Source organism: Stenotrophomonas sp. TWI1183 (assembly GCF_039673115.1).
Classification (GTDB): domain Bacteria; phylum Pseudomonadota; class Gammaproteobacteria; order Xanthomonadales; family Xanthomonadaceae; genus Stenotrophomonas; species Stenotrophomonas maltophilia_AA.
Genome location: NZ_JBDJKZ010000004.1, coordinates 69,439 through 82,519, shown reverse-complemented (window position 1 = coordinate 82,519; position 13,081 = coordinate 69,439). Strand labels below are relative to the sequence as shown.

The window sequence follows — 13,081 nt, the reverse complement described above, 5'->3', positions numbered from 1 at the left end:
TTCCCCTTCGGCAGGTCCATGCACGTCCGTTTTCGTTTTTCGCGTCCGCTTCCCACCCTGACTGGCCTGGCCCTGGCCAGCGCGTTCACCGCATCGGCCGCCCAGGCAGCCGATGCCCCCGAGACGGGCAGGAAAAGCAGCGTCGGCATTGCCGTCGTCGCGCTCAAGGCCCCCTACGCCGGCTATGACACCGATCGCCTGGCCGCCCCGATCGTGAGCTGGGAAGGCCGGTCGTTCTTCTTCCGCGGGGGCAGCGTAGGCTATCGCCTGCACCAGACGGCGCAGTCCGAGCTGGCCCTGACCGCCTCGCCCTACGTCATGCGCTTCAAGCGCCGCGACAGCCACGACCCGCAGCTGCGCCAGCTCGACAACCGCAGCCTGTCCGGCATGCTCGGCGTCTCCTGGCGGCACCAGGCCGAATGGGGCGTGCTGCAGGCCAATGCGCAGGCAGAAGTGACCGGGCACGGCGGCGGTTTCTCGGCCGACGCCCGCTATGCCTATCCGGTCCCGGCCGGCCGCGTGACCTTCATGCCTGCGGTGGGCCTGAACTACGCCAGCTCCGATCTGAACGACTACTACTTCGGTGTCAGCGAGCGCGAAGCCGCCCGCAGCGGCCTGGCGCACTACTCCGCCGGCAGCGGCGTGTCGCCCTACCTGGACATCGCCGCAGTGATGCCGCTGGGGCCGCGCTGGACCGCTACCGCCTCGATCCGCCGCACCTCGCTGGCCGATGCCGTGCGTGACAGCCCGATGACCCGTGGCGACCACATGGATACCGCCGCCCTCTCCCTCAGTTACGGATTCTGATCATGCGTCAGGGAATCGTACGTCGTGTCGCGGATCTGGCCCTGCAGATCGAGCCGGACCGCGCCGCCGTTCTTGAATGGATTCTGCATTCCCCGCTGCCCGCACTCGACGGGCAGACCACGTTCGAACTGGCCTGCGAGGGCCAGGGCGAGCGCGTCGTCGCGCTGCTGGACACCCTGCTGCGGCAGGGTGATCCCGTCCTGCCGCGCGGCTGATTCCTCGTTTTTCCCCCACCGGTGTCCTGGAGGCGCGAATGCACAACGCAACCGATACCTCGCTGCTGCAAGCAGCCAATGATGACCTCGCCGCGCATGCGATCGTGGCCAATCTCCACCGCGCGATCCAGCACCGCATGGACCGCGACAGCCAGGCCCACGGCCGGTTCTCGCGTGCCTACATCGCCGAGCTGTTCGACATCGGGCGCACCATCAGCGTCGAGTGCCGGCCGCACCACGTTGACAGCGAATGGGTCACCGCGCGGCGTTCGTGGCTGGATGCCGTATTGCGCGAGCATCCGCTCGACCGTCGCGATGCGCAGCTGACCGCCGCCCGGCACGCCGCCGATGGATTCCTGCTCCGCGCCTGCGTGCTCGGCTGTGACGCGACACCCGACGGAGCGACCGTGCGCATGCGCGATGCTCTCATCGCCATGACCCGCCCGGCACACTGAGCGCTGCAGCGCCACTCCGTCGCGGTGGCGCCGCGGCGCAGGACGCTGCGCCGGGATCTGCACGGAAGCGCGAAAATCACCGTGCTACATTCCGGCCAAGGAGCAGGCTGGCTGCTCCTTGATGCCGTGATAGTCCGGCCTGGAGTATTTCCATGCGATGTACAGCGCTGCTGCTGTCCCTGCTGTTTTCCACTGCCGCATCCGCGCAGGAGGATGCGCCACCCGAGCTGGCCTTTGATCGCCCGGGCATCGGGTTTGCGGCTTCGACGCTGCCCCGCGGTGGCGTAGCGCTGGAGGCGGGACTGCCCAGCTTCAGCCGCGACCGCGACGCGGACGGGGTGCTGAGCACGCAGTACAGTGCCGACCTCGCCCTGCGGATCGGCGTGGCCAGCCACGTTGAGCTGCAGGCCTTCACTTCGCCCTGGAACCACCTGCGCGTGGCGCCGCGCGATGCGCCGGCTGCGCGCAGCCGTGGGGCCGGGGATCTCGGCATCGGCCTCAAAGTCGCCCTGCCCCTGCCATCGGACAGGCACGCCGTGGCCCTGCTGGCCACCACCACCTTTGCCACCGGCTCACGCGACTTCAGCGAGGGCGCGACGCAGTACGCGCTGGGCGCCAGCTATGAGTACGAGGTCAGCGACCGCTGGACCGGCGCGCTCTACGCCAACGTGACCCGCGGCGGCAGCGAGGACAGCGTCACCTGGGCGCCCAGCCTGAGTTTCGCCGCCACCGACACGGTCAGCACCTACCTGGAAGCGGGCTTCACCCATACGGACGGCGAGCCGTCGAGCACGATCGCAGGCGCAGGGATCACCTGGATGGCGAGCCCGACCGTGCAGCTCGATGCGTCCTTCGATGTGGGGCTGGACGACGACAGCCCGGATACCCAGGCCGGGCTGGGCGTGTCGGTGTACTTCAACTGAGCCTTGCGGGGCACCTGTTGCCTCGCCAACGAAAAGGCCTGCGCGAAACCGCGCAGGCCTTTATCTGGCACCGCCGCGTGTTTACGCGACGGGTCAGGTCACCTTCTTGGCGATCGTCATGCCCAGCACGAACAGCACGACGGCGATGATGATGCCGGCCCAGAACAGGAACTTGGCGATGCCAATCGCAGCGCCGCCGATGCCGGCAAAACCGAGGGCACCGGCGATCAGGCCGATGACGGCAAAAATGATGGCCCACTTGATCATGATGATCCTTTCCCCGAATCGGGTTGAATGACAGGACTCCACGGTAGCCAGCCGGCTGTCTCACCTTCGTGAACGCGCCGACTGAACGGCGTGAAGTCAGGCGCGCGGCGCCAAGCGCATTTCCATCGGCTGGTAGCGCAGCCCGGAAGATTCCGCTGCCTCCCCTGTGCAGGTGAAGCCATAGCGCTCATAGGCGGGTACCGACGAGAGCGACGCGCTCACGGTCAGCACCTCCACACGCGCCTGCTCGATCATGGCCGCCATCAGGGCCTTGCCGACCCCCTGCTGCTGGTCCGCCGGGTCGACAAACAGCATGGCCACGTGACGGCCTTCCTTGAGCTCGGCGATACCGATGAGCCGATCCTCATGCGCGTAGGCCAGCATCACATTGTCCTGCGCCATGCGCGCGCGGAACCCCTCCACCGAGGCGATACGGGCAAAGGTCTCGATCCCAAGGTCAGGCAGCGATTGCGCCACCGCCCCCATGAAGGCCGCCATGCAGATGTGGCTCGCCTTTTCGAGATCCGCTGCCATCAGGGTTCGTACCGCCATCTGCTTCTCCTTTCGCGTCCATGAGGTCAGCGATCACTCTACCCCGCTGGCCCCGCGCCGCGCACGCCGCGCCAGCGGATCGACACCCGCTCAGCGCACGGCCTCCACAAAGACGGGATTGGAATAGAACCACAGGTCCTGCCAGGGATCTTCGCCTGGCACATCGGGCAGCGGCGTCCGCTCCGCAGTACTACTGCCGCGGGCACGGACGAAACCGCCCCGGGCGGGGACCGGCAACACCCAGGACACCGAGCGCCATGCGCCGTCCACCTGCCAGTCGCTGGCGCCGAACACACGCGTTTGCATCACAGGTCCATTTCCACTGCCGGGGCCGCCTACGATCAATTCGACGTGATCCAGCACCGGGTGCCGCCCAGCGTGATTGGCTGAGGCCGGCGCACGCACCCGCAGTTCAACGCGCATGGAGGCGCCAGGCGACATCGACAGCGTGCCGCCCATCGTTGCAGTGCGTGCATCGTGACCGTCCGCACTCACCCGCAGCTCCAGTGCATCGATCAGATCGCCCGTCACCGCGAACATGCGCCCGTGGCGAAGGCCATCAAGAATGTCATCGGCATCCCGCCGCGCCCAGACATGGGTCTTGCTGTACTGGCCGGGATCGAAGTCACTGCCGCCATCGCGCTGGTTGACGTGCGAATCGGAGCTGGCCGTGATCCAGAAGCGGTGGCCTTCGGCGAGCAGCGTGTCCCAGATCCCGCCCACCGTCGCGGTCATCTGGTCGAAGCCGCCCAGTGTCGGTGCATCGGCATTGCGATACAGGCCACGATGGACACGGGTGGCCTGATGGCCCGGCGCGCCTTCCATGCCGACCAGGACCTGCGGTGCGGCGCCATGCCACGCCCGCAGTTCATCGGGCTCGACATCGCCCCACCGGCCCATCGCCGTGGCGGTGCGCGAGGGGTGATTGATGAACATCAACGGGGGTGCCGGCAGCGCCCGCATGTGGGCCAGTGCATCGAGCATCGTCTGCCCATCATCACGGCTGCCCTGCAGCGGCTCGCTGCGACTGTACCCGCGTTCGATCGCGACCAGCTGATCGCGCTCATCCGGGCTTGGCGCGATGATCAGCGAAGCGTGTTCGCCCGCCGGCACGTCGAATTCCATGCCGTTGAACTGGATCAGCCCGGGCACCTCGCGCCGCGCATCCAGCAGCGCCGGCCACGCATGGTCCCGGGTGACCGCGGAATGCCCCGGCCCGCCATGATCGGTATGCACCATCCAGGTCAGCCCATTGGCGAGCGCCTGCCGGGCGTTATGGGTGCGGGTGTAGGACGAGTCGCCGCCACGGATCGGTGTCGGCGGCAGGGTGCTGCGATCCCAGTCCACGCTCCACTCGCTGTGGACATGGTGATCACCGGCCTGCCAGCTGCGGCCGGCATCGTCATCCGCCGCCTGGGCGACCACCGGCCACGCCAGCACGGCCACAAGCGGCAGGAAAAAGAAATGTCGCATCAAGTATTCCTCACAAACGGGCGGCCGCATCCGGGGCACGCGTACGCGCCTCCGGATGCACCGCGAAGCGGGCGGCTCAGAAGTCCGCGCGCAGGCCGAGACTGATGCGGCGGCCGGAGCGTTCGTACATCGTCGGGAACGCAGGATCCATCGTGTAGCCGGTGGTCGCCTGGTTGGTCAGGTTGATGCCCTTCAGGCTGAGTTTGATGCTGTCGGTGAGGCGATAGCCGATCGACACATCCACCTGGCCGTAGTCATCGCGCCAGATCGGGTACATGTTGTAGCCGATCGATTCGACATACTCGCCCTTGTGGTTGTACGACACGCGCGCGTCGAAGCGCGCGTTCTCGTAGTACACGGTGACGTTGTATGACTTCTCCGAAAGACCCGGCATCGGCGTACTGACGCCCAGGTCGGATTCCCCGGCCAGCGAGCTGTCCAGCATCGTGTAGTTGGCGTTGATGCCGAAGCCTTCCAGCGAACGGTGCAGCATGCTCAGCGGCAGCTGCGCGATCAGCTCGACACCTTTCACGACATAGGTGCCCTCGGCATTGATCGGCTGGTACACATCGAAATCATAGGTGCCGTTGAGCGAGCCGTTGGCGTTGTAGACCGCCACATCCGGCACCACGCCGGTCAGCGCATTGATCACCACGCCGTCGATCTTCTTGTGGAAGTACGAGGTCGCGAGCAGGCCACCGTTGTCCAGGTACTTCTCCAGCCCCAGCTCCCACTGCTTGGCATAGGTAGGCTGCAGATCCGGGTTGCCATCGGTGAAGCGGAACGAGCTCCAGCTGGCGGTGCGCTTGTAGGCGATGTCGGTCAACGCCGGTCGGATGAAGGTCTTGGAGGCCGCGCCACGCAGCATCAGGCCTTCGGCGAGTTCGGCGGTGGCATTCAGGCTCGGTAGCAGATCGTTGTAGCTGCCTTTGCGCGAGACAGGCGTGTCGGTATAGCCGGTGGTACCGTCTGCCCGCTGGATCGGGTGGAAGCCGGAGGACTGCACCGAGGTATCCACATAGCGCACGCCCGCGTTGATCGAGACCGGCACGCGGCCCACATCGAAGCCGATGTCGGTCATCGCGTACAGGCTGGTCACGTTCTCATCGACCCGGTAGTACTGGCCCGGATCAAACGGCGTCGCGAAGCCCGGATAGCGGAAGGCATTGCGTGCGTAGTCGTTGGAGACCATCTTCCAGTCCAGGTCCTTCACCGAGTAGCCACCGCCCGGCACGATGTCGCCGATCGACTGCAACGGGCTGTCGGCCAGGGTGCGCTTGTTGACCCAGCTGTTGTTGCCCGAACCCGGCCCGTAGATCTTCGCTTCGCCGTACTCGCGCTGCTTGGATTTGTCGGTGTAGCGCGCACCGAACTGGACGCTGCGCAGGGCCGGCAGGAAGGCCAGTTCCAGCGCCTTGGTCACATCCACCTGGGCGGCGTACTTGTCATCGCTGACCTTCTCCAGCGTGGTTTCATAGGCCTCGAACAGGTACTTGTCCGAAGCGTTGTACATGTCGATGCTGGCCGGGTTGGCGCTGGGGATCGTCTCGCCGCTCTTGCCGGTCCAGCGGGTCCGCGAGGGCGCGTAGGCCACGTGCTTGAGGTTGCTGGCATCCAGGGTCTTGTCGGCGCCGGAATAGCCGACCATCGCATCCACGCCCCAGGTATCGCCCTTCCAATCCATCGCCATGCTGTACTGGCTGAAATCGGTCTTGTTGATCCGCTCCTTGCTCAGCATTTCGTGCTGGGTGGCGGTGTAGGACACATCGCGCAGCACCACGATGCCGTACTGCGACAGCGTACTGGCGTCGTAGTCATGGATGGTCTCCAGCGTGCTGCGGCTCGAGGCGGAATACGCGGCCGCGTCGTACTCATCTTCGGTGGTGTCGTAGCCGCCGAGCATCGCATCGAAGGTCACGCTGAAACGGCTGCTCGGGCGGTACTGCAGCGAGGCGGTGGCACCCCACTTGTCCTGGTCATTCACGAACACGCGGTCACCGACCTTGTCCTGGAACACGATCAGGTTGCTTTCATCGGTGTCGTTGCGGTTCTTGACCACCACACCGGCATCGCGGGCCAGCACCGCGGCAGCCTGCGTACCGCGCGTGCCGGAGGCCCCCAGGAAGCGCGACATCGGACGGAAGTTGATCCCGGAGGTCGCGTCCGTGCGGTTGCTGCGCTTGGCGGTGGCGAAGGACACCAGGCCACCCCAGTCGCCCCAGGTATCACTGGCCAGGAACGAGAACTTGGGATCGACCTCTTCGGAGATCGAGTTGTGCGCGCCTTCGACCGACGCCACCAGCTTGCGGCCGGTGTAATCGAACGGGCGCGCGGTGGAGATCTGCACCGAGCCGGCGATGCCGCCCTCCTCGTCCGCCGCGGTCGGCGACTTCAGCACCGTCACCTGCTGGATGATCTCCGAGGCGAAGATGTCGAACTCGATGTCACGCCCACCGCTGCCCGACGCGGTGGCCAGGTTGTTGATCGAGACATGGGTGTACTCCGATGGCAGGCCACGCACATTGACGCGACTGCCCAGGCCCTTGTCGCGCTCGATGGTCACGCCGGGCATGCGCTGCAGGGCTTCGGCCAGGTTCTGCTCGGGAAAGTCGGCCACGTCGGTGGCGACGATCGAATCGGAGAAGCCGATGGTGGCGCGTTTGATGTCCACGGCCTGCTCCAGGCTGCGGCTGTAGCTGCCGACCACGTCGATGCGCTCCAGCTGCTGCAGGCTGACATCGCCCGCGCCCGCGGGTGCCGCTTCAAACGCCACGGCGGATGTGGCGACGGGCACGGCAGACGTGCCCGACGGTGCGGCGTCACTGCGCGCTTCAATCGTGACCGTGGTGTCGTTGAGATAGCGATAGCGCAGGCCGGTTCCATCCAGCAGCTGCTCCAGGGCCTGCTGCGGCGCCAGGCCGGCAGGCATGGCGCGGGTGCGCGGGTTGCCGGCCTGCTGCGCGTTGTAGACGAACTGCAGCCCGGTCTGGCGCGACAGATCATTGAGCGCACGGTCGAGCGGCTGGGCCGGAATCGCCTCGCTGGCAACACGCGATTCCTGCGCGGTGGCGGTGACGGCAGCGCTCTGCAGGGCAAGAGCGATCGAAAGGAAAAGAATGCGGCGCATCGTAGAAGTCCAGTGGGGTGGTGTGAGCGTCGCGAGACGGAATCGTTCGCGCTTGCCTGGACTACGAGGGCGCAGGGCGAGGATCGGGCACCGGTATTTCGATGAATTTTTTTTGACAGCCCTTGCCAGTGCCCCGCTCGGTCACGCGGGGAACTGCCATTACTGCGGTTTCTGCGCGGCCCCAGCGGCAGAGCGGCTGCCCACACGGATCTTCCTGTCGACCACACGCATATGCAGCGAGGGTTGCTGATCGAGGAAGTTACGCAGCGATGCAAGATCATCGCCACGCAGGTTGCCGGTCAGGCGCAGCGCGCCGGCGACATCGTCATCCACCTGCAGGCGTACGTCGTTGAGCCGGTTGAACTGCTCGGCGACCTCGCGCAGTGGCTCGTCCTGGAACACGACGCGGCGTCGCCACCATGCGGTCATCGTGTCCGCATGCTGCTGGCGGATGCTGACGTACTGGTCGCGGTAGTCGATATGGGCGCTCTGCCCGGCGCGAAGATCGGCGAGCAGACGGCCCTGGCCCGAGTCGCCGCGTACCTGCACGCTGCCTTCGGCCACCTCGATCCTCGCCTGCTCGCGCCGCAGCGACACGTCGAAGGTCGTGCCGATATCGCGCACCTCCAGCCCGGCCGCATGCACGGCGAAGGGACGATGTTCCTCGGCGACCACAAAGCTGGCCTGCCCGCGCGACAGCTCCACGCGGCGGCTCAGCAGGGTGAAGCGGATCGACAGTTCGCTCTCCGCGTTCAGATGCACCACGGTGTGATCGGGCAGCGCGAAGCTGCGCGGCGCGCCATGCGCCGCGACGTAGTGGCGGGTCTGTGGCCAAGCCATGTGGCCGACCACCCCCACGCCCAGCAGCAGCGCGGCGGCCGCGGCGATACTCGGCAGGTGCCGGCGTGACGCACGCAACGCCATCGGCTGCTGCGGACGCCGCCGCACCGGCAGCGCCACCACGTTGTCGTCGGCCGGCGGTGGCCCTGCAGCAATCAGTGCATCCAGGTCGACCGCCATGCCCCGCAGCGCATCGCTGAGCTCGCTGGCCACGCGGCTGACCGTGATGTACTCGCGCAGGTGGGCCGGCGAGGTCACCAGCCAGGTCATGAACTGGCGTTGCTGATCAGGGGTCACCCCGCCCTGGCGCTGCAGCGCATGCCAGTGCGCGGCTTCGTTGGCGAGGGAAGGACGCGGCGCGGGACTCTCGCTCACCACGCCTCCGCATGACCGGCCAGCGCGCGGCGACACACGGACAAGCCACGCACTACGTGCTTCTTGACCATATGGGAGGACACGCCCAGCCGCTCGGCGATCTCCTTGTAGCTGAGTCCATCGCGGTACTGCATCACCAACACCGCACGGGTTTGCTCGGGCAAGGTGCCCAGCAACGTCTGGAGGTGCGTGCGGCGCTGCTCGCGCTCGGCGGCATCCTCGACGGATTCTTCGCCGGTCAGCAGCGTGGTGAGGTTTTCCAGATCATCGATCGGAAGCATCGACCAGCGCCGACGCGCGGCCTGCTCGCGCGCCAGGTTCTGCGCGACGGTGAACAGATAGGCCTCCGGATTGGCGATCGCCTCGCCTTGATCCTCATGTGCGCGCAGCAGGCGCAGATAGGTTTCCTGCACCATGTCCTCGGCATCTTGACGCGCACCGCGGCGGGTGAAGAATCCCCTCAGCACCGGCCCCTGCTCCAGAAACATGCGCGCCAAACGCCGTTTTGCGTGTTCGGCCACGATCCCGCCTCGCCCCCAGGTGCGGCGAAGGTACGTGGCCTGCATGACGATTGGATGACGCGGGGAGCACGGTACCGCCGCGCGGCGGTACCGTGGAAACGCGCCTCAGCCGGGACGTGCGTCGGTCAGAACGTGTGTTCCGGACCGGGGAACGTGCCTGCCCCCACCTCTTCCGCGAACTCACGCGCGGCCTTTTCCAGCAGCCCGTGCATGTCCGCGTACTGCTTCACGAAGCGCGGCAGTTTGCCGGTGCGCAGCCCTGCCATATCCTGCCAGACCAGCACCTGCGCATCGCAGTCGCTGCCCGCTCCGATGCCGACGGTGGGAATCTTCAGCGCCGCGGTGATCTGTGCGGCCACCGTGCCGGGGACCATTTCCATCAGTACCGCGAACGCACCGGCAGCCTCCAGCGCGCGCGCTTCCTCGATCAGCCGTGCGCCATCCTCGCCCCGCCCCTGCACGCGGAAGCCGCCGAGCTGATGCTCCGACTGCGGCGTGAAGCCGATATGCGCCATTACCGGGATGCCGCAGCTGACCAGCTTGCGCACCTGCGGCACCATCTCGATGCCGCCTTCCAGCTTCACTGCGTGTGCGCCGCCCTCCTTCATGAAACGCACGGCCGTGTGGAAGCACTGCTCCGGCGAGGCCTGGTAGGAGCCGAACGGCAGATCGGCGATCACCAGCGGGCGCCGCGTGCAGCGGCTGACCGCGCGCACCAGCGGCATCAACTCATCGACCGTGACCGGCAGCAGCGAGTCGTTGCCGAACACATTGTTCGACGCCGAGTCGCCGATCAGCAGCACCGGAATGCCGGCATCTTCGAAGATCGCCGCGGTGTACATGTCGTAGGCGGTGAGCATCGCCCACTTCTCGCCGCGCTCCTTCATCTGCTGCAGGTGCGGAATGCGCACGCGCGGTGCCGGGACCGGGGCAGTGCCCGGCGTCGCGTAGGGATGGAGCTGTTCGGTCATGCGAAGCATCCTGGTAGAGAACAACGTGGGGTCAGAGTGTGCCGGTTCCGCTCAACAACAGCGCGGCGATCACGATCATCGCAGCGCCAGAGACACGGCCGACGGCGCGTGATGCACGCGGGCGCGTGCGCAGCAAGGCACCGGCGCCATATCCGACCGCAAGATAGACCGCGCCGCAGCTGACCAGATGGACCATGCCCAGCGCGATGATCTGCACGGGCATCGCCCACGCCGCGCTGGCGGAAATGAACTGGGGCAGCAGGGCCAGGAACAGCAGCAGCACCTTGGGGTTGAGCCCGCTGACGCAGGCGCCCTTGAGCGCCCAATGGCGCCACCCCGTCACCGCCCCCGCAGCGTCGGCCGCAGCCACCGGCGGGTGGCGCAGCAGGCCGATGCCCAGCCAGAGCAGATACACCGCACCCAGCACGGTCAGGACGTGCAGCGCGACCGGCACGCGGGCGAGCATCGCACCGACGCCCGCGGCGACCAGCCCGATCGCGAGCAGATGACCAGACAGCAATCCGGCCACCGCCGGCACCACCGCCCGCCCGCGCAGGCCGGCGGCGATCGCGTGCGCCCAATCCGCACCGGGGGTGAGCACGAAGAGGATGGACACCGCCCAGAAGGCGGCAATGACGCTGGGTTGCATGGGATCCAAGGGGGCGGTCTTGCCGCGATCTGCGGGATGGACAGAAGAATATTCCCGCGTCTCTGGAATGTGCTTCCAAATACTTGCCCCACGCCGGCCTGCAGGAGGAAACTCTTGCGCATGGATGCCACCGACCAGCGAATTCTTGCCGAGCTGCAGAAAGACGGCCGCCTCACCGTGACCGAGCTGGCCGAGCGCATCGGCCTGAGCATCTCGCCCTGTCACCGCCGCGTGCGTGCCCTGGAGCAGTCCGGCGCGATCCGCGGCTACCGTGCCGAGCTCGATCCCGCCGCCTTGGGCCTGAAGTTCTCAGCGCTGGTCTTCGTCACCCTGCGCGACGGCGACCGCCACGCCGTGGACGCCTTCGAACACGCAGTGGCAGAGGTGCCGCAGGTCCTGCAGGCACAGCGCCTGTTCGGCGACCCGGACTACCTGCTGCACGTGGTCACCCGCGACCTGGCCGCGTTCCGGCACCTGTACGACGAACACCTCTCCGCCCTGCCCGGCGTGCAGCGGCTGACCTCGACCCTGGTGATGAAGGACGTGGTGATCGACCGGCCGCTGCCGTTGAACGGGCATTGAGGCCCGCGCTGAAGCGTTCCCCCGCCCGGTGGCTCAACGCTCGCCGAGGAAGCTTCTGACCTCGGCCCACAACGCGACACGGCGCGGCTGCAGGTGCAGCCAATGGTTGCCCCCGGAAATCTTGACGTCGCGTTTGTCGCTGGCACCGCGCAGTGCATCGAAGAGACGTCGCGCGTCCTCATCGGTGGTGACGTGATCCCATTCGCCGCGCACGATCAGCACGTGAATCTGGATCAGCGCACTGTCGACCAGCGACTGTCCGCCCCACGATGCGGCGACGTCCGCTGAAGGACTATTCGGAATGCGGACCGAAGGTGTCGGCGAGTATCGATCCCTGACCACCCTTCCCCATTATCCCCAGCGCGAGCCTGATCGGTGATCCACCGCGCGCAGATGCGCTCCGCGTTGAGTGGTTCGTACACGCAGGTCGCACTGCGCGTGGATGATGCATGCGCATGTTCACACCTCGTCTGCTCGATCCTCGCCGCTGACAGGCGCGTGTGATTCATAGTGTGTCTGCTTCCAATCTCCACCACCACCACCACTGCTCGCAGGAACCCACTGGAACGTCCAACGCTCCTTGAAGCCGCCAGGCAGCTCATTGATGATGGTTATCCGCTCTCCAGGCGCGCCCCTTGTGGGCAGCGGGACGGGAGGACGATTCGCCACTGTTATGGCGCGGAGATCTACACGCTTGAACGACGAAATGGTCACCGTTCCCCAGTCCAAAGTACGGGGTTCGGCCTCCCGTGTACTTGCGAGCCAACGGTCAAGGGCATCCGCTTCCGACCGGCCCACCGTATACCTCGCTTGGGTTTCTACGGTCATCTTGTCTGGGACGGCGGCAGAAGCGTTATGGGAAAGAACGGGTATTGCGCAGATCAGTGCACAGGCAAAAACAAAGGACTGCGGGCGTATCGCCATGGAGCCTCTCCTATCGAGTCATATGAACGTGCTCGTCAGCTCTTGCCGCACGTTGCGGCAGAAACTGGTTCGCGACGAAGAGGACCCACATTGACGGGATCTTATTTGCCACGCCATCAGTCGAGCCCTCTCGAAGGACTGGGATTTACGAGCAATGGCAGGTAGGAATCTGGACAGGTCACCAGGGCGATCTGTCCAGTCGACTCACGCATCAGGGCGTAGTCCAACGACCAGGAACGAAAAAGAAAAAAGGCCTGCGCATCGCTGCACAAGCCTTTGATCGAATCACCAACATTGGTCGGGACGGCCGGATTTGAACCGACGACCCTCTGCCCCCCAGGCAGATGCGCTACCAGGCTGCGCTACGCCCCGATGATGCTGGCAATGTCCCCGCCTCTCA

At 66.3% G+C, this 13,081-nt stretch carries 14 protein-coding genes and 1 tRNA gene; 5 read left to right on the top strand and 10 right to left on the bottom strand.

From position 1 onward, the window contains the following. Window positions 1–18: 18 nt before the first annotated feature. The 4 genes from ABE434_RS05610 (at window position 19) to ABE434_RS05595 (ending at window position 2,400) form a co-directional block, all read left to right on the top strand. The gene (locus ABE434_RS05610) at window positions 19–807 is read left to right on the top strand and encodes a MipA/OmpV family protein (protein WP_346478126.1); all 789 of its coding nucleotides are present in this window, start codon (window positions 19–21) and stop codon (window positions 805–807) included. Between the two features lie 2 nt (window positions 808–809). Continuing rightward, entirely contained in the window at window positions 810–1,022 is a 213-nt protein-coding gene (locus ABE434_RS05605) for a hypothetical protein (protein WP_121038335.1), read from the top strand. Window positions 1,023–1,060: 38 nt separating this feature from the next. Beyond that, window positions 1,061–1,477, top strand: a complete 417-nt coding sequence (locus tag ABE434_RS05600; protein ID WP_346478125.1) for a hypothetical protein — start codon at window positions 1,061–1,063, stop codon at window positions 1,475–1,477. Between the two features lie 152 nt (window positions 1,478–1,629). Beyond that, complete coding sequence (locus ABE434_RS05595; protein WP_346478124.1) at window positions 1,630–2,400, top strand: transporter; 771 nt, start codon at window positions 1,630–1,632, stop codon at window positions 2,398–2,400. A 93-nt stretch (window positions 2,401–2,493) separates the two neighbouring features. On the opposite strand, the gene ABE434_RS05590 is transcribed toward ABE434_RS05595, so the two are convergent. The 8 genes from ABE434_RS05590 to ABE434_RS05555 form a co-directional block, all read right to left on the bottom strand. Further along, window positions 2,494–2,667: a DUF1328 family protein gene (locus ABE434_RS05590; protein ID WP_019182774.1), complete on the bottom strand. Its 174-nt coding sequence runs from the start codon at window positions 2,665–2,667 to the stop codon at window positions 2,494–2,496. A 96-nt stretch (window positions 2,668–2,763) separates the two neighbouring features. Further along, complete coding sequence (locus ABE434_RS05585; RefSeq protein WP_346478123.1) at window positions 2,764–3,219, bottom strand: GNAT family N-acetyltransferase; 456 nt, start codon at window positions 3,217–3,219, stop codon at window positions 2,764–2,766. Window positions 3,220–3,309: 90 nt separating this feature from the next. Further along, entirely contained in the window at window positions 3,310–4,692 is a 1,383-nt protein-coding gene (locus ABE434_RS05580) for a hypothetical protein (RefSeq protein WP_346478122.1), read from the bottom strand. A gap of 76 nt (window positions 4,693–4,768) precedes the next feature. Then, window positions 4,769–7,819: a TonB-dependent receptor gene (locus ABE434_RS05575; RefSeq protein WP_346478121.1), complete on the bottom strand. Its 3,051-nt coding sequence runs from the start codon at window positions 7,817–7,819 to the stop codon at window positions 4,769–4,771. A 159-nt stretch (window positions 7,820–7,978) separates the two neighbouring features. Then, window positions 7,979–9,034, bottom strand: a complete 1,056-nt coding sequence (locus ABE434_RS05570) for a FecR domain-containing protein (RefSeq protein WP_346478120.1) — start codon at window positions 9,032–9,034, stop codon at window positions 7,979–7,981. Further along, window positions 9,031–9,555, bottom strand: a complete 525-nt coding sequence (locus ABE434_RS05565) for a sigma-70 family RNA polymerase sigma factor (protein WP_346478119.1) — start codon at window positions 9,553–9,555, stop codon at window positions 9,031–9,033. Before ABE434_RS05565 ends, ABE434_RS05570 begins: the two co-directional genes overlap by 4 nt. A gap of 125 nt (window positions 9,556–9,680) precedes the next feature. Further along, window positions 9,681–10,526 (bottom strand): 3-methyl-2-oxobutanoate hydroxymethyltransferase, encoded by an 846-nt coding sequence (gene panB / locus ABE434_RS05560; RefSeq protein ID WP_179458413.1) that lies wholly within the window; start codon window positions 10,524–10,526, stop codon window positions 9,681–9,683. A gap of 31 nt (window positions 10,527–10,557) precedes the next feature. Beyond that, window positions 10,558–11,175 (bottom strand): LysE family translocator, encoded by a 618-nt coding sequence (locus ABE434_RS05555; protein WP_346478118.1) that lies wholly within the window; start codon window positions 11,173–11,175, stop codon window positions 10,558–10,560. Between the two features lie 120 nt (window positions 11,176–11,295). On the opposite strand from ABE434_RS05555, the gene ABE434_RS05550 reads away from it, so the two are divergent. Next, entirely contained in the window at window positions 11,296–11,757 is a 462-nt protein-coding gene (locus ABE434_RS05550; protein WP_319210467.1) for an Lrp/AsnC family transcriptional regulator, read from the top strand. 33 nt (window positions 11,758–11,790) lie between these two features. On the opposite strand, the gene ABE434_RS05545 is transcribed toward ABE434_RS05550, so the two are convergent. Together ABE434_RS05545 and ABE434_RS05540 are read right to left on the bottom strand one after the other, a co-directional pair. Beyond that, window positions 11,791–12,099: a hypothetical protein gene (locus ABE434_RS05545; RefSeq protein ID WP_346478117.1), complete on the bottom strand. Its 309-nt coding sequence runs from the start codon at window positions 12,097–12,099 to the stop codon at window positions 11,791–11,793. Window positions 12,100–12,976: 877 nt separating this feature from the next. Then, a tRNA-Pro gene (locus ABE434_RS05540) sits at window positions 12,977–13,053 on the bottom strand. Window positions 13,054–13,081 lie beyond the last annotated feature (28 nt).

Excerpts from the sequence above, each read along its gene's own strand:
- ABE434_RS05610 (WP_346478126.1), top strand. The coding sequence starts at position 19 with ATGCACGTCCGTTTTCGTTTTTCGCGTCCGCTTCCCACCCTGACTGGC.
- ABE434_RS05605 (WP_121038335.1), top strand. The coding sequence starts at position 810 with ATGCGTCAGGGAATCGTACGTCGTGTCGCGGATCTGGCCCTGCAGATC.
- ABE434_RS05600 (WP_346478125.1), top strand. The coding sequence starts at position 1,061 with ATGCACAACGCAACCGATACCTCGCTGCTGCAAGCAGCCAATGATGAC.
- ABE434_RS05595 (WP_346478124.1), top strand. The coding sequence starts at position 1,630 with ATGCGATGTACAGCGCTGCTGCTGTCCCTGCTGTTTTCCACTGCCGCA.
- ABE434_RS05590 (WP_019182774.1), bottom strand. The coding sequence starts at position 2,667 with ATGATCAAGTGGGCCATCATTTTTGCCGTCATCGGCCTGATCGCCGGT.
- ABE434_RS05585 (WP_346478123.1), bottom strand. The coding sequence starts at position 3,219 with ATGGCGGTACGAACCCTGATGGCAGCGGATCTCGAAAAGGCGAGCCAC.
- ABE434_RS05580 (WP_346478122.1), bottom strand. The coding sequence starts at position 4,692 with ATGCGACATTTCTTTTTCCTGCCGCTTGTGGCCGTGCTGGCGTGGCCG.
- ABE434_RS05575 (WP_346478121.1), bottom strand. The coding sequence starts at position 7,819 with ATGCGCCGCATTCTTTTCCTTTCGATCGCTCTTGCCCTGCAGAGCGCT.
- panB (WP_179458413.1), bottom strand. The coding sequence starts at position 10,526 with ATGACCGAACAGCTCCATCCCTACGCGACGCCGGGCACTGCCCCGGTC.
- ABE434_RS05555 (WP_346478118.1), bottom strand. The coding sequence starts at position 11,175 with ATGCAACCCAGCGTCATTGCCGCCTTCTGGGCGGTGTCCATCCTCTTC.
- ABE434_RS05550 (WP_319210467.1), top strand. The coding sequence starts at position 11,296 with ATGGATGCCACCGACCAGCGAATTCTTGCCGAGCTGCAGAAAGACGGC.